Origin of the sequence: Gilvimarinus polysaccharolyticus (assembly GCF_001187555.1) — a bacterium.
Lineage (GTDB): Bacteria > Pseudomonadota > Gammaproteobacteria > Pseudomonadales > Cellvibrionaceae > Gilvimarinus > Gilvimarinus polysaccharolyticus.
The window spans coordinates 497,920-516,813 of sequence record NZ_LFIJ01000002.1; the positions used below are offsets into that span (position 1 = coordinate 497,920).

Here is an 18,894-nt window from a genome sequence, read left to right on the forward strand (position 1 = left end):
GCGGTAAGCTGCGGCTATGTAGTTGATTGTGTTGTGGCAGCGTAGCGACCGCCACATAAACAAGCGACGAAATAGACGTCAGCTTGACCGCTTTGTTATAAGCTGAATTCTTCGGGGATGCCATTGTAAAACTCGAACTCGCTTGCCATGCCTACACCATTGCCACCATCTAAGTACCTTACACCGACGGCAGTACCCTCGCTACAATTCTCGACTTGAATTACCACACAAGGAACTCTTGTATTTTTTCCGTTATCTATTTGTATTGCGAATAAAGGTAAATCAGTTTCATACGGCGTACTACCACTAGGAATGAAGAATACTGCTCTACCCTCTTCGACGTCTCTTTCTGTGGCTGACCTTCCGCTAGTAAAGGGTACGTTTTTCCAGTTTTCTAATTCTATTTCTTCCCACATTATTCAAGTACTTGGTAGCTTATAACGCTTTGCTCAGCGGCTAAGTATGGTTGGCTAAAATGCGCGAGGTACGAGCCGCAGCCAACTGTACGTGTCCGATGAAGCAACTTGTTATATGTTTACTGGTTAGAAAACACATAACGTTTAAAAAATATAAAAGTTAGTTGCATGGAATGAGTAGAGCTAACAACGAACCACCACTTTGCCACTAACCATGAATTTGAGCCGCTAACACTTTTGTAAATGGATTCACCAAAACACGTTAGGCGAAAACTGTGTAGCCACACATTTAAAACTATTTGACTGCGCTAAAACTTACCACGAAAAAGAACGAAGCAAGCGCAATACTCTTTTCTAAAACACCAAAACCACAACAAAATATTACTTGAACAAGTGGTGGCATATAACAGCTAATTCATGCGACTCAGTCGCACTTTGTCCCGGCACCCTATCCCCAGTAGAGATTGGATGAGGATAGACATGGAAGGCGTTGAAAACAAAAAGGAATTAGACATATGTTGACAGTTCCTTGTCTGGGGAAAGTGCGACTAAATTTAATTGAGGGCTTAATCTAATCTTTTTTATCCCGCCGCGCAAGCTCCGCTCAACCCATTGAATTGTTTAGAAAATATTGTTTTCTAATATCATCTCCTTGCCATGGTATTCAAGGGTTTCCCCTGAACACGGATTTGACCGGACAGCAGCCTGCAACTATGCTGTATATAAACACAGCGCATGCGCGGAGCTAATCATGGAGAGAGCCTCAGACATCCCAGTGTATATCCCTGAAAAGTCGGCCCGATTTATGGACCAGCTGCGGGCGTTTATGCGGTTTAGGCAGCTCTCTTACCGCACTGAACAAACATATGTTCACTGGATTTTGAAATTTATTCGATTTCACAATAAAGCCCATCCGTCGACACTTGATGAAAGAGCGGTAGAGGCTTGGCTTACGCATTTAGCCACCGAAAGAAATAACTCAGTGGCAACCCAACAAATTGCACTCAATGCGGTAGTGTTTCTTTATCGTCAATTTTTAAGTCAACCACTTGAGAATATGAACTTTAAACGGGCCAAAAAATCACAGCGAGTCCCTACTGTGCTTTCACACAACGAGGCGAAAACGATTATCGATTTAGCTAACAACCCTTATCGGCTTATGTTTGCGCTTATGTACGGCGCGGGGCTGCGCCAAGCAGAGTGTTTGTCACTACGAATATTGGATATTGATTTTGAGAATCTAATACTGGTGGTTCGTCACGGTAAGGGGGGTAAAGATCGAACAACCTTATTACCCCAATCGTTGCTAAACGATATCCAGCAGCAAATAGAGCACGCCAAAGCGATTCATGCGATAGATTTACAAAGGGGCTTTGGTGAGGTGTATTTACCTGATGCTCTTGCCAGAAAGTATCCCCGCGCAGCGTTTCAAACTAAATGGCAATATTTATTCCCATCCAGCAGGCCTGGGCCTTGTCCGCGCACTGGCGTTATTAGACGACACCATTTACATCATAGCGCGGTGCGGAAGCACTTAACGGCTTGTGTTAATCGCTCTGAGATTGCTAAACATGTGTCTTGCCACACCTTTCGGCATTCTTTTGCCACTCGGCTGTTAGAACAGGGCTACGATCTTCGAACCATACAGCAGCTGTTAGGCCATACGGATGTAAAGACTACCGAAATTTATACGCATGTCGTAAAGCAAGGGAAGCTAGGCGTGATAAGCCCTTTTGATGGTGTTCGGGATGGGCGAGCTCACTATGCCTACGCATAGCGAGCCATTGGCGATTTAGCCCAATTACGCCGCCAACTGCCGCAACACATAATGCAAAATTCCACCGTGGCGGTAGTAGTCCCACTCGACAGCGGTGTCGATACGCACCTCCACCTCAAACGATTTTTTATCATCGCCTTTAGTCGCTGTAACTTTTAACGTTTTTGGCTCGCCTTTAATAGGTTCGATGTCAAATACTTCGCTGCCATCTAGATCTAAGGTGGCGGCCGTGTCGCCCGCTTTGTATTGCAGTGGTAATACCCCAAAGCCTACTAAATTTGAACGGTGAATTCGTTCAAAACTTTCGGCAATAACGGCTTTAATCCCCAACAAGTTGGTGCCTTTGGCGGCCCAATCGCGACTGGAACCGGTGCCGTATTCTTTACCGGTTAAGACAATTAACGGCGTGTCCTCTGCTTGATATTTTTGCGAGGCATCATAAATGCTCATTTGTTCACCGTTGGGCAGGTAGGTTGTCCAACCGCCCTCGGTGCCAGGTGCCAGTTGGTTTTTAAGGCGTACATTGGCAAAGGTACCGCGTACCATCACTTCGTGATTGCCACGGCGCGAGCCATAGCTATTAAAGTCTGTGGGTTTTATACCGTGGGCGGTTAAGTATTCTCCTGCAGGGCTGTCTGGTTTAATCGCACCAGCGGGGGAGATGTGATCGGTGGTGATAGAGTCTCCCACTTTCACTAAACAGCGTGCGCCGCTAATGTGCGCAGGCTCGGTTAACGCCATAGTCATGCCGGCAAAATAAGGGGGCTTTTTAACATAGGTAGAATCCGGCCATGAGTAGATCTCGTCTTCGGGCACGGGTAGTTGTTGCCACGCTTGGGTGCCGGTAAATACATCGGAGTATTTGTCACGGTATAGCCCTTCGGTCATTGCGCTGGTAATGGTGTCGGCAATCTCTTGGGGGCTAGGCCAGATATCTTTAAGGTACACGGGCTTACCATCTTTGCTTTGACCTAAAGGCTCTTTAAGTAAGTCTACGTTCATATTACCCGCCAGCGCATAAGCGACTACCAACGGGGGTGATGCTAAATAGTTGGCGGGTACGTCTTGATGAATACGACCTTCAAAGTTGCGGTTGCCCGACAGTACTCCGGCCACTAATAAATCACCGGCACGCACAGCGTTTTGCACTGGAGCAGGCAAGGGCCCAGAGTTACCAATACAGGTGGTGCAACCAAAGCCAACAATATCAAAACCTAAATCGGCCAACGGCTGCAGTAACCCGGCGTTTTCCATATAGGCAGGGACTACTTGTGAGCCAGGTGCAAAAGAGGTTTTTACCCACGGTTTGGTCATTAAGCCTAACGCCTGCGCCTTTTTAGCCACCAAGCCGGCGGCGACTAACACGGCCGGGTTAGAGGTGTTGGTGCAAGAGGTAATCGCAGCAATAACAACGGCCCCGTGGTTGAGCATAAATTCTTGGCCGTTCATTTCTACTTGTACTGCGCCGCGTTCGTGCAGGTTGGTGTTGTCGATAGCGGTTTGGCCGCCCTCGGCAACAAAGCGCGAGTCGTCGTCACTGGCAATCACGGTATCGCGCGCGGCCAGTTCGGTTTCTAGTAAATGGGCAAATGCCGCTTTAGCGTCGGTTAATGCAATCCGATCTTGAGGACGTTTGGGGCCCGCTAAACTCGGCACAACATCGCCCATATCTAGCTGTAAGGTATCGCTGTAATCGGCGACAGGGTCGTCGTCATTGCGCCACAAATCTTGCGCTTTTGCGTAGGCCTCGACCAAATCGATTTGTTCTTGGTCGCGACCGGTTAACTCCATATAACGCAAGGTTTCGCCGTCTACCGGGAAAATACCGCAGGTAGCACCGTACTCGGGTGCCATATTGGCGATAGTGGCGCGATCGGCCAGCGGTAACTTAGCCAACCCAGCACCGTAAAACTCAACAAACTTACCGACCACACCATGTTCGCGCAGCATTTGAGTCACCGTCAGCACTAAATCAGTCGCGGTGGCCGAGGGCGGCAGCTCGCCTTTTAACTCAAAGCCAACCACTTCGGGAATAAGCATGGTTATAGGCTGTCCCAACATAGCCGCTTCGGCCTCAATACCACCCACGCCCCAACCCAATACGCCCAAGCCATTGATCATGGTGGTGTGTGAATCGGTGCCCACTAAGGTGTCGGGCAAGGCTACTTGTTCGTCACCGTGCTGCTCGAGCAAAACCACCTTGGCCAAGTATTCTAAGTTAACTTGGTGGACAATGCCGGTACCCGGCGGCACTACGCGAAAGTTAGAGAACGCTTGCTGCCCCCAGCGCAAAAACTGGTAGCGTTCGTTGTTGCGCTCAAACTCTCGTTGAGTGTTTTTTTCTAGTGCGTCGGGCGTGCCAAAGTAGTCGACCATAACGGAGTGATCGATGACTAAGTCGACCGCGCCCAGCGGGTTGATTTTGGCCGGATCGCCGTTTAAATCACGCATGGCAGCGCGCATAGCGGCCAAATCGACAACGGCCGGTACCCCGGTAAAATCCTGTAGTACTACTCGCGCGGGGGTAAAATTAACTTGCTCTGAGGCTTTATCGGAGCCTTTCCAGCGACATAAGGTTTCGATATCTTGGCGCGAGACGTTTTTACCGTCTTCTTTACGCAGCAGGTTTTCTAGTAAGATTTTTAAACAAAAAGGCAGGCGCTTTAAATCGTACTGATCGGCCAGCGCTCCCAACCGGTAATAGGTGTACTCTTTATCATTAATACGCAGTGTACTGCGGGATTTAAAGCTATCACTCACTGTAACCTCCCAAGGGCTAATCCGTTTTAATTGTAGAGACAGGCAGAAGTGGAGCAAGATTTGCGCCGGGTCATAACTCTGCGCTTGCTACCATTCATTCTAAACGTTTAGGGAGATAAAGCGACAAACTAAGCCTACACGTACTTATCTAACTGTAAATATGCGCATTTTGGTCACGGTTTTACAATATAAAAAAGGCCCCGCACTCTAAGAGTGTGGGGCCGCAAGCCGTAGAGAGTCATACTTGAACAACCAAATAGGCCTCTATCAAGAGTATCAAGTCATTCCAGATACTAAATTAAGTTGATAGAAACCTACTCAGAACTTAAAACGTCGCCCGTAACGTTAATGCATAACGCGTGTCATTCACAAAGTAAGAGGCATAGTGATCACCCGCTGCGTTTTGTTTCATGATAGTGCGGGTTTCGGAGTTGAGAATGTTGTTCAACTCTAAACCCAGCGAAACATTGTCGGTCAAATCATAAAAGATCGATCCGTCTAATTGACCATAATCATCGTTATATACGGGCAAACGCCATGTGATATCGCGGTCGGTTCCGTTAAAGCCGTTAGGCCCAACAGACATCAAGAATTCACTGCGCCAGTTATAAGCCAAACGCATTGAAATCGGGCCCTTTTCATACATGCCAACGATATTAAATGAGTTTTCAGACAGCCCCTCAAAAGGCATTTTGCCGTAGCTTGATCCATCTGTATCCACCGGGTTAGACCCCGCATTTTCGGGGACATCGGTGCTACTATCGATGTATGTATAGTTTGCCTGTAAACCTAATCCATCAAAGGGCTCTGGTAAAGAGTCGAAGAATTGGCTCCAACCAAGCTCTAAGCCGCTGATGTCGGCGGTCCCTGTGTTCACCGGACGGGTTACTGTATAGTCCCAGCCCCCGTGCTGTTCAAGAATGGTTTCATTACGAATAAAACCATCAATCTGCTTAGTAAATGCATTTACGTGAACCATACCGCCGGCGTCGTTAAAGTACCACTCGAGCGACACATCGAACTGGGTCGCCTCCATGGGTTCGAGCAATGGGTTTGAACTAGACGAAGACGTTAGAACAAAATCATCGGCAGGCACAAACTCACCATCAGGAACACCCTCAGGCTTGTCGGCACTTAATGACTGGTATGCTTGCATTTGTCCGAACGACGCACGGGAAATTGCTTTAGACGCGGCAAAACGCAAGAACAACTCATCACTTAGAGTAACTCTCAAGTTTAGGCTTGGTAGTACATTGGTGTAAGAGTTTTCCGCACTTATATCTTCAGATTCTTGATACCATGGTTGTGACTCTGTCACACCATCGGCACCAAGCACGATCGTTTCAGGGTAACGCAGCATACCGCTGGCCACGTTTTCGGTACGCACTACACGCACACCTATATTACCGTCGATCGGCAGCGCTAAATCATCAATACCGAAACCTAAGGTTAGGTAGGCAGCGTAGGTTTGTTCTTCTTGCTCGTTTAAGCGACTAGGGTCGGTAATATCTGCCGGCACGTAATCATCACAACATAAGTAATACGCCGACGCATCCGCGTGAAGTTGGTCAAAAGACTCGGGATAACCCTCAACCAATTCACTACTGGGCGCGTAAACATTGCCTGGCAGCTGAGCATCGCCACGGAAGAAGTTTTCAAACTCATTAAGAGACATCTGGCTCGGATCATCAACCGATGGCATTGGCTCACCACCAGGTAATTTCCACCAAGCCATCCAAGGCTGAAACACCCCTTGCCAATGGTAGCCGCTGTTTATATTGGTTGCCTGGCGGTCGGTATAACGTAAACCTGTTTTGGCAAACCGCAAGAAACCATCGTCGGAAAAGTGATATTTAACATCTCCACGCCAAGCAAACTGATCACCCTCATTATCTTCTATAAAGGGCATAGTGAAGGCCCAGTAGTAGTTGGTCGGATCCGCTAGATACTCTGAGTTGGCTTTAATTTGTGGGCGTTCGTCCGTTAAGTCGATATCGATGTAAGGAAGATCGATACCGGTTGCGATCGTTGCATCTAAACTTTCGGTGGTCGCTTTGGTATATTGAACGTCAGTGCTGAACTCTAGGCTATCACTAGGCGTCCACTTAAAACCCCCAGAAAAATCGGTGGTGATGGATTCGCGGTTGGACACCCGAATATCGGCACCAAACGGAATGCCAGCTTCTTGGCTTAAACTACCCGACTGAAACACACCATTAGCATCTATATTAAAACTAGTTCCAGCGGCAGGTTGAGTCGCGTAGGCATCATTCTGCACAAAGATGGCGTCTTCATCCCAACGCATGTCGTAGCTGCTACGAAAGCCTTGTAGATAAAATTCCATCTCGTCATTAGGGCGCCATTGAAACGCGGCATAGGTACCTAAGCGTTCGCGGTTAAATTCCATTGAACGCCAATCGGCGCCTCGTGGTACCTGCACGGTGGTACCTTCCATACCCGCAATATCATCACGCGGAAAAAACGGACGGTTAAAAATACCGTCGGTACGGGTTGATATTTCAGAAAAAGCGACATCAACTAAAAAACCAAATTCACCTGCGTCTGTGTTCCAACGATTACTGTACAGGGCCGAATAAGATGGATCTGTTTCTTTAATAAAGTCACCGTAGTTAGCGCTCACAGAACCCGAAACCACCTGCCCGTCTGAGTCAAACGGCATACGAGTACGCAAGTTAACGGTCCCGCCTAACCCCCCTTCAATCATATCCGCCGAGGGGTTTTTGTAGACATCAACACCAGCCATTAACTCGGCTGGTACGTCTTCAAAGCTTAAGCTACGACCGCCATTAGCACTAAAACTGTCGCGTCCATTAAGCTCACTACGCACTTGGGTTAAACCGCGCACAGCGACACCACTACCCTCAGCCGAGAAATGCTCGGGGTCACCCAAAGACATAAAGTGGTCGATGGTAACACCGGGAACTCGCTGTAAAGTCTCTGTTACCGAGCGATCAGGCAACTTGCCAATATCGTCGGCGACAATAGAGTCAACAATAGTATCAGCATCGCGCTTCAACGTTTGCGCACTTTGAATACTGGCACGCTGCCCTCTAACTACAATTTCTTCAAGGAGCTCATCGAGGCCCTCTTCGGATTGGGCTATAACTGGGGCAACAACACCCAGAGCGGACAAAACAAGTGCTGAAACACTGGTTTTAATGATACGACGGGGCGTAAAAACTGACGGTTGTTTAGCATCATTCACGGAGTGTCTTCCTCTTTCATATTTTATAGTTAGAGCTGGGTTGCGCACGACTGGGCTGCCGCACGCCACCCTCAAACTTAAAAGTGTTTTTATATGCGAGAACTTTATAACCCATTGGTTTTATAAGTGCAAATTATTTTCCATATGGAAAATAGGCGTCGCGCCATCAAAGGCCGTGACATTAAACGTCACGGCCTTTGATGGCTGAATTATTCTGAATGAACGGAGGTTAACAACGAGCAGGCGAGAATTAAGAAAAAATAAGGCTGTAACGCTGGTAGCTGAACGGTCGTAGATTAATCAGTTTAGACACGCCCCGCAGGGCGGTTAGCAAAGAAGTTACTCAAAGGCGGCCAAGGCCTTTGGCATAATGTGGTAGCGTTTGCCGGCTTTTGTACTAAACACGATGATCCCATCTTTTGACCGAGTTGTTACCTCACGACCGGTATCGGCCTCTGCAATTTTGTAGCCGTAATCACGTAACACCAACTCACCACTGCGACCAGCCAATAAACTCGCACGAATTAGTTTCCCGTCCTGCCACGCAATATCAACAGTAACATCACCTCGTGCTCGCAAGCCTGTAACGCTGCCCTTAGACCAAACACTAGGCAGTGCCGGCAATAAAGCTATGCTGCCGGTGTGGCTTTGCAGCAGCATTTCGGCAATACCTGCCGTTGCACCAAAATTACCATCAATTTGAAACGGTGGGTGGTTATCCCATAAATTGGGTAAGGTACTGCGCTTAAATTGTTCACTTAAAACTTTGTGAGCCCGATCGCCATCGGCGAGCCGTGCCCAAAAGTTGATTTTCCAAGCCTGTGACCAGCCGGTACCGCCATCGCCCCGGGCGTTTAAACTGACTTTGGCGGCCTGTGCTAACGCGGGGGTATCCGCGACACTAATGGTGCGCCCTGGGTGTAATGCGTATAGGTGCGACACATGACGATGCTGACTGTCTGGGTCGTCAAGATCGGCCTTCCACTCTTGCAGTTGCCCCCAATGGCCAATGCGCAACCCCGAATCAAGCTTGGCTTGTACAACTATTAGCTGCTTGGCAAACGCGGTATCACCTAAAATATTGGCCGCCTCCAGTGTGTTGCGCAGCAGCTCGGCAACTATTTGCTGACTCATGGCTGCCGCGACCGTAAAGTCGCCATGTTCGGGGCTAAAACTTGGGCTTACCACTAACGTGCCATCTCGCGGATCGGTCACTAACGCGTCTAACCAAAATAATGTGGCCTCTTTCATGGCCGGATAGGCCCGCTCGCGCAAAAAAACTTCGTCCTGTGTAAAGCGGTAGTAATCAAAGTACTGTCGCGTCAACCAAGCGGCGGCTTCGGGCTGCCAAAAGGCAGTAGGCCAGGCTATAACGCCAGTAAAACCCCAGATGTTGGTGTTTAAAAACAGCGTCCAACCCCGCGCACCCAGTAATTTTTGTGCCGATACACGGCCGGGCTCAATTAGCGAATCGATAAAGGCGTATAGCGGCTCGCTGGTTTCGGCCAAGTTAGTCACCATGGCCGGCCAGTAATTCATTTGCAGGTTTATATTAACGTGGTAATCGGCATTCCACGGCGGTGTATTGGAGTGATTCCAAACGCCTTGTAAGTTAGCTGGCAACGAGCCCGCACGCGACGAGCTAATTAACAAGTAGCGCCCAAACTGAAAATACAGGGTCTCTAAGGTGCGATCGGCAGCGGCATTGCCTTGGCCATAATTGGCCAGTAGTTGCGCCGTGGTATCCTCGGCCTCGATCTGACCGACGTCTAACGCCACGCGGCTAAACAGCGTTTGGTAGTCGCTTAAGTGGCGCTCGCGCAGCTGCTGGTAAGGCTGCGCGGCGGCGGCATTAACCACACTGTTAACCCGAGGCTCTGGGTTAGCACCACGATAACTGGGGTATTTAGGCGCGTACCCGGTGGCGGCGCTAAACAGTAACGTCACCTCATCGGCCGCTAAAATATGTAGCTCGGTGTCTGCGTCAGCCACTTGCAGCTTGCCGCCCTTGTGACGCAGCGTTAGTTTGCCGGCATAGGTCAGCTGATTATCATTAAGCGCGCCTTGTACAGTGAGCGAGCTTCCCTGGCGCACAAATCTCTGGCTGCGATTATCGGGAATATCTAAACTCGCGTTAATATTCAGCTGTGCCGCTTGATCGGCGCTTAGCTGCACAACCAATACTTGGTCTGGATAGCTGTAAAAATACTCTCGCCGATAACTGATACCCCCCTGACGGTAACTCACACTGGCGACGCCGGTGGTTAAGTCCAGCTCACGCCGATAAGCACTGACCTCCCCCTCGCCCGCAACCTCTAGATAAAGATCGCCAAAGGTCTGGTAATTACCATAACCTTTAATATCTCGGCCCATAAGCTCAGCGGCGGCCTCCGGTGTCATACGACCCTGCTCAGCTATGATTTTTTGGGTTTTTGCTAATGCTTTGTGTTGGTTGCCATTGGGCGGGACACCAAAATCGTAGCCCTGTTTTGAGTCGGGCCCGCCGGTCCACAATGATTTTTCGTTTAATTGGATTCGGTCGCGCTCAACACCACCAAAAATAACCGCCCCCATAGCGCCATTGCCAATTGGCAAACCTTCACGCTCCCAATCTACTGCTGGACTGTCAAACCACAAAGGCACCACATCCGCTGTCGCCGGAAGAGTCATTAACAAAACCAATAATAATAGGCAGCTGTGACTAAACGCTTTGAGGCGTTTTAGGAATGGGACAACAGGCATATTTGTGTTCTCGCGAGGCGGCGTTAAGTGTTTACCATGATTCCACTACATGTGATGTCAGGCGATGGCGTTATTCCGACTCAGAACCTACGGCCCTATAGCCAACTATAATAGGCTCCGCTCGACGGCGTCTGTCTGTTATAACGCATCGGTTTTACAGGTACAAATTATTTTTTATATAAAATTTTATACGGTCAAACAGGAAGGATTAGAGCCGCACCATACCCACGGCTCAGAAATCAAACATCATCAGTGTTTAAAGCTCTGATGAATAGAACTGTAGGTCGCCTTAAGCTTTGCCAGCTCGAAAGGCGGTTTAAAAAAGCCGTGGTAATCACCGCGCGGGTTAATTAACACTACGTTAGCGGAGTGGTCGACTGTGTAGTCATCGCCAATGGTGACTTTGTTAAACGCTACGTTTACCTGATTGGCAAACCGACGCAGTGTCAAAAAATCACCAGTCACTCCAATAAACGTTGGATCAAAGTATCCCACATACTCAGATAAAACCTCGGGCGTATCGCGGGCTGGGTCTAAGCTGACTAATATCACTTCGGTGTCTGCGGCAATATCGGCCGGTAAATTCTTTAGTAGCCTATCGAGCTCTGCCATAGTCGTAGGGCAAATATCAGGGCAGTGGGTAAAGCCAAAAAATACCAGCGACCACTGGCCGACTAAATCGGCGCGGGTAAACCCATCACCTTTTTGATTGAGCAAAGTAAAATCATCAAACCGGCGCGGAGTATCAAAAACTACCGCGCCGTTTAAACGCAGCTCATCCGCAGTCATAACTCTGGGCGTTAATAAGTTATTAATCAGAAACGCAATCATTAGTAAGATAAAAGCCACACAGCCGATAACCGTTAACCGAATGCCCCGGCGAGTTTGATTTGTTGTATTAGTTTCAGTCACACAAACTCCTTAAAACAATTGGGTAACGGGCAGCAGATAATGATCCAGCAACATTACGACAAACAGCGCCATTAGGTAAACAATGGAGTATTTAAATGTGTCCATACCCACGTTTTCGCGCTTGCTAAACAGCATCATCAGCGACCAAAAAATAAACCCAGCCCCCAACACTAGCGCGCCAATCAAATACAGCCAGTTCATCATTCCAGTAACAAACGGTAGCACCGTAACCAATACCATAATAATGGTGTACAACAAGATATGCAGTTTGGTGTATTGCTCGCCGTGAGTGACCGGCAACATAGGAATATCGGCTTTAGCGTATTCATCTTTGCGGTGTACTGCTAGCGCCCAGAAGTGCGGCGGCGTCCAAGCAAAAATAATTAACACCAGCAATAGTCCGTGGCCATCTAGCGTGCCGGTAACGGCGGTCCACCCCAACAGCGGTGGGGCTGCTCCTGCGATACCACCAATAACAATATTTTGTGGCGTAGCGCGCTTTAAAAATAAGGTGTAAACCACCGCGTAACCAAGCAGCGAGATTAGCGTTAACACGGCGGTTAAGGTGTTGATAAATACCAGCAGTAACGTCATGCCGATAGCGCCAATAACCAGCGCAAACAGCGCCGCTTGCATTGGCTCGACTCGGCCTTTAGCGACCGGACGATTGTGCGTGCGCGCCATTTTTTGATCAATGCCGCGATCGACTAAATGATTGACCGCAGCGGCCGATCCGGCGCACAAAGCAATGCCAAGATTACCAATAATAAGCACATCAAGAGGCACCATACCCGGCACAGCCAATAACATGCCAATCACCGAGGTGAGGATCATCAGCATAACCACCCGAGGTTTGGTTAGCTCGTAGTAATCACGCCAAATAGGTACGTGGGGTGCCGCTTGTGTTTGAGTCATAAGGTTACTGCTTTATCTATGTTTACTCGGTTTTTAATCCGTGCAGCCTAGTCTTTTTAGTCTACACTCTTGTATACACTATGTGATGCGCTGTTTGTATCAGTTACTGTGCGCTGTATAGACTCGGTGCGTCAAGGTTACCAGCACTAATAACAGTAAAGCGCCACAGGCATTGTGTGCCACTGCTACCGACAAAGGTAATTGCGCCGCCACGTTGGTTACCCCCAAACTCACTTGCAGTAATAAAACACCCAATAGTGTCCATGCCAGTGGCTTGGTACGCTCATCTAATCGCAGCAAGCGCAACGCCAGCAATATAACGCTTATGCTTACCACCAATGCACCTAGGCGATGTGCCATATGAATCGCGGTGCGGGCTTCACCCTCTAACAGTCCACCTAAATAGTTTGGCCCAATACCTTGCGCTAAATTAAAGCCTCGCGCCACATCCATTGCCGGCCACCACTGACCGTGACAAGTAGGAAAGTCTGTACAAGCTAAGGCGGCATAGTTAGAGCTTGTCCAACCGCCTAGGGCAATTTGTACAATCACCAACAATAAAACCATAACAACCAACGGCCGCAAGTTCTGAACCCGCGCTAACCCCGCTGGCGATAGTTGCCAACACTGGCCACTCAATCGCTGCACCAGTAACCACAACAAACTAACCGTGGCAAAGCCGCCCAACAAATGCGCGGTAACCACTTGCGGCCACAGCTTTAAGGTGACCGTCCACATACCAAACGCGGCTTGTATTATCACTAAAACCAAAAGCCCAACGGTGTGCCCCCGAGGTAGACGCTCGCCGGTTTTACTGGCACGCCACCAAGTTAAAATGGTCAGCGCTAAGATCAACAGCCCCAAACTACCTGCAAAGTGGCGATGCACCATTTCTGGCCAGGTTTTATCGTGTTCGACGGGCGTCTCGGGAAACAGCGCTTCGGCCGCAGCCACGTGCTCGCTCGTGGTGGGCCAAGTCATGTGGCCGTAACAGCCGGGCCAATCGGGACAGCCGAGACCGGCATCAGACAACCGTGTAAAAGCGCCAAGTACCACAACCACACAAGCCAGTGCAGTGGCCATTAGTGCCAACCGGTAACCCCACACAAACAATTTTTTTTGCATCACAGCCACTCTTATTCGTACGAGTTTTTAAGCATTTTCTTTATGTCTTTTAAAAGCTCACCACCGCTATGAACAGGGGTGTAGGCGAGCATTAAAAAACCTTCTTGGTCCATTAAGAAATAACGCCCGGCTGCAACCGGGTCATCGCTAAAGTTACTGCCTTTAAGAGCCTCGGTAAGATCTGAGCGTTTAATCGTCATCACCCGAAGCAGCGGATGTTGTTCTTTAATATGTTGTGTCAGCTCAGGCGAAAGAACCTCATCCTGCAATAAATAAATACGCTCGACTCGCTCTGCTTTTTCGTTAAGCCGAATATGTACCTGACGGGTTAGATAGAGGTTGTCTAGACAGGTTTTATCACAGCTAGCGTTGCCCGGAATCACATAACGCCAGCGTTTAGACTCTTCTGTTAAATCCCAGGTTTCATTTTGCTCTTGCGGGGCAAGATCTGAAATTTGAATGGGTGGACTCAGCAATACACCTTGATTAACTGTGCCATCTGGCATACCCCAGCCGGTGTGATAAATGGTGTAGGCGGCGATCATAGGTAAAGCGACGATCAGCATTAACAGCAGCGCTTGCAGTTGCCCACGCTTTTTACTAGGTGATTGGGATGTTTGTTGCACGTCTGTCATAAGTCGTCGGCCTGTTGGTCATGTTTAGTTGAGCTTTTGTGCCAGTAATAATGCCACACCGATGCAAGATTGGTACTGGCAAACAAGGTTAACAAGACTAATGCTATCGCCAAGCCAAACCACTGAATAGCATAACCGGTATGTCGCTCGGGTGACATATTAACCGCTTGCCATTCGGTGCGCAGTGCAGCGGGGCTTGCATCATCTAATTTTAAAATTCCAGGCGCCAACAGCTGTCCAACTGCATCGGCCATTAGCGCGACATTTACTTCGGTAATTACCTTAGGCCAGGTAGTGGTTTCGCCTTGCGCGTTAAGCAATGGATGCGAATTTACTGGGTACAGTTCGGCAAAAATACTGACCTCGCCGGCGACTAAAGGTACATCGGGTAATTGTTTACGGCTTACATCTCCGGCCAACCAACCACGGTTCACCAGGATCTTCTGATTATTCTTTAAGCTAAACACCTGCACAACCTCAAAGCCGGTACGGCCATCACGCTGACGGTTATCGATCAACCAAAGGTGCTGGTTATCAAACTCACCGCGAACTATAACCCTTGTATAGGGTGCCAAAGCGCTCGCTGAAAACTCATCAAGCTCAACTGGAGCACCGGCTTGACGCTCTTGTATTTGTTGCAAAATAGCGCGCTTTTCTGCCGCCCGCGTAAGCTGCCAAAAACCAAGAGTTAACAGCAGCGGAAAAAATACAATAGCCAACCCGATAATGACACGATTTGGTGTAAGCGTCAGTTGTGGGGAAGCTGTCGGTATGGGTGTCACAAGCGGTACCTCTACCTCAGCGGTTAACATGGCTGCTTTAATGCAGCCGAACTCTAACGGCTGTGGCCCTGTGCGCCCAACAACTTCTATTGTTTGGGCAAACACGTTGCCTGCGTTACTATTCACTCTAACCTTGCTATTGCCTAGGCTTTTATTTCCCGGGCATTAATTCACTGAGCTGTTTGTTACGGCCGTTAGCTGTAAAGCGCTCTAATAACTTAGGTTTTACTATGTGGCTTAAAATAATTATCTTGATTCTGTTTGCGGGCGTATTGCTGAGCCTAACCGCTGGCTTAAATTTTTTGTTGCGCGATGCCGGCGGCAGCCACAAAAAACGTACGCTGTACGCCCTAGGTATACGCATTACGCTTGCCACGTTAATGATGGCGTGCGTGATATATGGTTTTTATTCTGGCATTTTAACCAACACGGCACCTTGGGATCAGCGATTGCCATAATCCCAAAACGCCTAAATGTTAAGCTATTAATTCTTAACCAAAGATATAAACGACAAAGAACAGACCCACCCAAACCACATCTACAAAGTGCCAATACCAACTTGCCGCTTCAAAGCCAAAGTTATCATCAGGCTTGAAGTGGCCTTTAATCAGCGAGCGCATCAGCATAATAAACAACATCAGGGTACCGATGGTAACGTGCGCACCGTGAAAGCCTGTCAGCATAAAGAAGGTGGTGCCATAAATGCCAGATTGCAGAGTTAAGCCTAGCTCGTGATACGCGTGAATATACTCTTCTACTTGCAGAATCAAGAACACCACACCCAACACAACGGTAAGACCCAACCAAATATTAAAGCCTTTGCGGTTATTGTTTTTGACGGCGCTGTGAGCGAAGTGTACTGTCACACTGGAGGTCAGCAGGATCAAGGTGTTCCATAATGGCAACCAACCCAGCATGCCCTCCCAACCTGGAAAACTCATGCTCTGGCCTGGGCCAATGTTGGTTGCGGCATCTCCATTTACAGCCATATCGGGCGTGGTTAACAAGGGCCACTCGGCCTCAAAGCCCGGCCACAACAAACCATTGTCTGCGCCATCGCCTACACCGCTCAACCAAGGCAGCGCTAAGTTGCGAATATAAAACAACGCACCAAAGAACGCGGCAAAGAACATTACCTCTGAGAAAATAAACCAACCCATGCCCATCACGTACGAGCGCTTGAGTTGCGGGCTATTTTTGCCGGCCATATTCTCGCTAATAACTATGCTAAACCAGCTCCACAACACTGTTGCAAACACTAACCCACCGACAAGAAAGATGTAGGGGCCCTTAGCGTTACCATTGATCCAGTTGGCCGCACCAAATACCGTCAAAAACAACCCTAAGCTTGCCCAGATCGGCAGTCGGCTCTGCTCCGGTACGTAGTAGGTTCCTGCACTCATACGTTGTACTCCCCGCTAAAATTTTATTGTATTGCGGTTAATCTTAAGGCCCTTCGTGGACCATGTTTAACAACTCATCTTTGCTAAAACGCTCTGTTACATCAAACAAGGTATAACTCAGCGTTATTGTTTTAATGTGCTTCGGTATGTCTTGATCAATGATAAAAATCATCGGCAAGATGGCATCTTTCCCTGCTAACAAGGCTTGCTGTTCAAAACAAAAACATTCTGTTTTGTGAAAAAAATTAACCGCCTTATAAGGCACCAAGCTAGGAATCGCCTGCCCTACCATATCTTTATCGGTAGGGTTGTGTGCTACATAGTTGATTCTGGTTTGCTCCCCTGGATGCACCGATACTTGCTTGATCTCGGGGCTAAATTTCCAGGGCATACCGTCGTTGTTAGTTGCAATAAACTGCACGTCAATAACGCGGCTCGTGTCTATCTTGCTTGCAACCGATTGGTATTTATCACCGGTTTTACCATTTAAACCAGTGATATCACAAAACGCATCGTACAACGGCGGCATGATCCAGATTGCAAACACAAACATGCCACAACCAACCAACCCTAACTGCAAAGCTAACCTAGTTGTTGGTTTATCTGGCCACGCTAACTTCATGTTTGTGCACCTACTAAATAGCTCGTTATTTTATAGCTGGTGGTTCGGTAAATGTGTGGTATGGCGCAGGCGATGGCACTGTCCACTCCAAACCTTCTGGGTTATCCCACACTTCATCAGTAGCTTTTTTGCCAGACAAAATGGTCGAGATAACGTTATACAAGAACACCAATTGAGCAGCGCCAAACAACACCGCGCCTACAGATGAAATCATATTCCAGTCAGCAAACATCATGTTGTAATCGGGAATTCGACGTGGCATACCCGCAAGACCCGAAAAGTGCATCGGGAAAAAGGTAACGTTAAGGCCGATAAACGCCAACCAAAAATGTACCTTACCCATGGTTTCGTTGTACATCCGGCCGCTCCACTTAGGCAGCCAGTAGTAAACGCCCGCAGTGATCGAGAAGATCGCACCCGGCACCAGTACATAGTGAAAGTGAGCCACCACAAAGTAAGTATCGTGGTATTGGAAGTCGGCCGGTGCGATAGCGAGCATCACCCCAGAAAAACCACCAATGGTAAACAAAATAACAAACGCAATAGAGAACAACATGGGCGTTTCAAAGGTCATAGAACCTTTAAACATGGTGGCCACCCAGTTGAATATCTTAACCCCAGTAGGCACCGAGATAAGCATGGTGGCCCACATAAAGAACAGCTCACCGGCGATTGGCATACCGACCGTAAACATGTGGTGCGCCCAAACGACAAAGCTCAAAATAGCAATGGCGGCGGTGGCGTATACCATAGAGCTATAGCCAAACAGCGGCTTGCGCGCAAAGGTGGGGATGATCGCGCTGACGATACCAAACGCCGGCAAGATCATGATGTACACCTCAGGGTGACCAAAGAACCAGAACACGTGCTGGAACAATACCGGATCACCACCACCGGCAGCATCAAAGAAGCTGGTGCCAAAGTGGATGTCCATCAGCATCATGGTAACCGCGCCGGCCAATACCGGCATTACGGCAATCAGCAAAAAGGCGGTAATTAACCACGTCCAAACAAACATCGGCATTTTCATCAACGTCATGCCAGGCGCGCGCATGTTCAAAATGGTGGCGATAATGTTGATCGCGCCCATGATCGAGCTAGCACCCATAATGTGAATAGCAAAGATGAAAAAAGTTACCGACGGCGGTGCGTAGGTGGTAGAAAGCGGTGCGTAAAAGGTCCAACCAAAGTTGGGTGCACCACCGGTCATAAACAAGGTTGATGACAACATTGCAAAGGCGAACGGTAGGATCCAGAAGCTCCAGTTGTTCATCCGTGGCAAAGCCATATCCGGTGCGCCAATCATCAGCGGCACCATCCAGTTGGCAAGACCGACAAACGCCGGCATTACCGCACCAAACACCATCACCAAGCCGTGCATGGTGGTCATCTGGTTAAAGAAATTTGGCTCGACTATTTGCAAGCCAGGTTGGAACAGTTCGGCGCGAATCACCAGCGCGAATATGCCACCCAAAAAGAACATGGCAAAACTAAACCACAGGTACATGCTGCCAATATCTTTGTGGTTGGTGGTATACAACCAGCGCGTTAAACCTTTAGCGGGGCCGTGAGCCATTGT

General features: G+C 48.6%; 14 protein-coding genes. 2 read left to right on the forward strand and 12 right to left on the reverse strand.

The genetic code is table 11. The features are described 5' to 3' along the window. Positions 1 to 95 precede the first annotated feature (95 nt). On the reverse strand, positions 96 to 416 hold the full coding sequence (locus tag GILYN3_RS10730; protein WP_049722977.1) for a hypothetical protein: 321 nt from the start codon (positions 414 to 416) through the stop codon (positions 96 to 98). A gap of 751 nt (positions 417 to 1,167) precedes the next feature. On the opposite strand from GILYN3_RS10730, the gene GILYN3_RS10735 reads away from it, so the two are divergent. After that, entirely contained in the window at positions 1,168 to 2,193 is a 1,026-nt protein-coding gene (locus tag GILYN3_RS10735; protein ID WP_049722978.1) for an integron integrase, read from the forward strand. Between the two features lie 24 nt (positions 2,194 to 2,217). Here GILYN3_RS10735 and acnA read toward each other — a convergent pair whose 3' ends face one another. From acnA to GILYN3_RS10775, 8 genes are all read right to left on the reverse strand, one after another. Continuing rightward, positions 2,218 to 4,953 carry an aconitate hydratase AcnA gene (gene acnA / locus GILYN3_RS10740; RefSeq protein ID WP_049722979.1) on the reverse strand — a complete coding sequence of 912 codons (2,736 nt, stop codon included), beginning with the start codon at positions 4,951 to 4,953 and terminating at the stop codon, positions 2,218 to 2,220. A 325-nt stretch (positions 4,954 to 5,278) separates the two neighbouring features. Then, complete coding sequence (locus GILYN3_RS10745) at positions 5,279 to 8,179, reverse strand: TonB-dependent receptor (RefSeq protein WP_198147345.1); 2,901 nt, start codon at positions 8,177 to 8,179, stop codon at positions 5,279 to 5,281. Between the two features lie 339 nt (positions 8,180 to 8,518). Then, positions 8,519 to 10,849, reverse strand: coding sequence for a glycoside hydrolase family 95 protein (locus tag GILYN3_RS10750; RefSeq protein ID WP_049722980.1), 2,331 nt, complete (start codon positions 10,847 to 10,849; stop codon positions 8,519 to 8,521). A gap of 321 nt (positions 10,850 to 11,170) precedes the next feature. Continuing rightward, positions 11,171 to 11,833 (reverse strand): SCO family protein, encoded by a 663-nt coding sequence (locus GILYN3_RS10755; RefSeq protein ID WP_049722981.1) that lies wholly within the window; start codon positions 11,831 to 11,833, stop codon positions 11,171 to 11,173. A 9-nt stretch (positions 11,834 to 11,842) separates the two neighbouring features. Further along, complete coding sequence (gene cyoE, locus GILYN3_RS10760; RefSeq protein WP_049722982.1) at positions 11,843 to 12,748, reverse strand: heme o synthase; 906 nt, start codon at positions 12,746 to 12,748, stop codon at positions 11,843 to 11,845. A 99-nt stretch (positions 12,749 to 12,847) separates the two neighbouring features. Further along, a complete protein-coding gene (locus GILYN3_RS10765; RefSeq protein WP_049722983.1) occupies positions 12,848 to 13,873 on the reverse strand; it encodes a COX15/CtaA family protein in 1,026 nt (341 codons plus the stop codon). Between the two features lie 11 nt (positions 13,874 to 13,884). After that, positions 13,885 to 14,508 carry a hypothetical protein gene (locus tag GILYN3_RS10770; RefSeq protein ID WP_049722984.1) on the reverse strand — a complete coding sequence of 208 codons (624 nt, stop codon included), beginning with the start codon at positions 14,506 to 14,508 and terminating at the stop codon, positions 13,885 to 13,887. Then, positions 14,505 to 15,416 (reverse strand): SURF1 family protein, encoded by a 912-nt coding sequence (locus tag GILYN3_RS10775; protein WP_049722985.1) that lies wholly within the window; start codon positions 15,414 to 15,416, stop codon positions 14,505 to 14,507. The genes GILYN3_RS10770 and GILYN3_RS10775 overlap by 4 nt, the downstream gene beginning before the upstream one ends. 104 nt (positions 15,417 to 15,520) lie before the next feature. Here GILYN3_RS10775 and GILYN3_RS10780 point away from each other — a divergent pair, with 104 nt between their 5' ends. Next, positions 15,521 to 15,748, forward strand: a complete 228-nt coding sequence (locus GILYN3_RS10780) for a DUF2909 domain-containing protein (RefSeq protein ID WP_049723925.1) — start codon at positions 15,521 to 15,523, stop codon at positions 15,746 to 15,748. Positions 15,749 to 15,781: 33 nt separating this feature from the next. Here the strand turns inward: GILYN3_RS10780 and GILYN3_RS10785 are convergent, their stop codons facing one another. The 3 genes from GILYN3_RS10785 to ctaD are packed head-to-tail and all read right to left on the reverse strand — an operon-like array spanning position 15,782 to position 18,891. Next, a complete protein-coding gene (locus tag GILYN3_RS10785; RefSeq protein ID WP_049722986.1) occupies positions 15,782 to 16,693 on the reverse strand; it encodes a cytochrome c oxidase subunit 3 in 912 nt (303 codons plus the stop codon). A 43-nt stretch (positions 16,694 to 16,736) separates the two neighbouring features. Continuing rightward, positions 16,737 to 17,315 carry a cytochrome c oxidase assembly protein gene (locus GILYN3_RS10790; protein WP_049722987.1) on the reverse strand — a complete coding sequence of 193 codons (579 nt, stop codon included), beginning with the start codon at positions 17,313 to 17,315 and terminating at the stop codon, positions 16,737 to 16,739. A 25-nt stretch (positions 17,316 to 17,340) separates the two neighbouring features. Further along, positions 17,341 to 18,891, reverse strand: coding sequence for a cytochrome c oxidase subunit I (gene ctaD / locus GILYN3_RS10795; protein ID WP_049722988.1), 1,551 nt, complete (start codon positions 18,889 to 18,891; stop codon positions 17,341 to 17,343). Between the last annotated feature and the right edge of the window lie 3 nt (positions 18,892 to 18,894).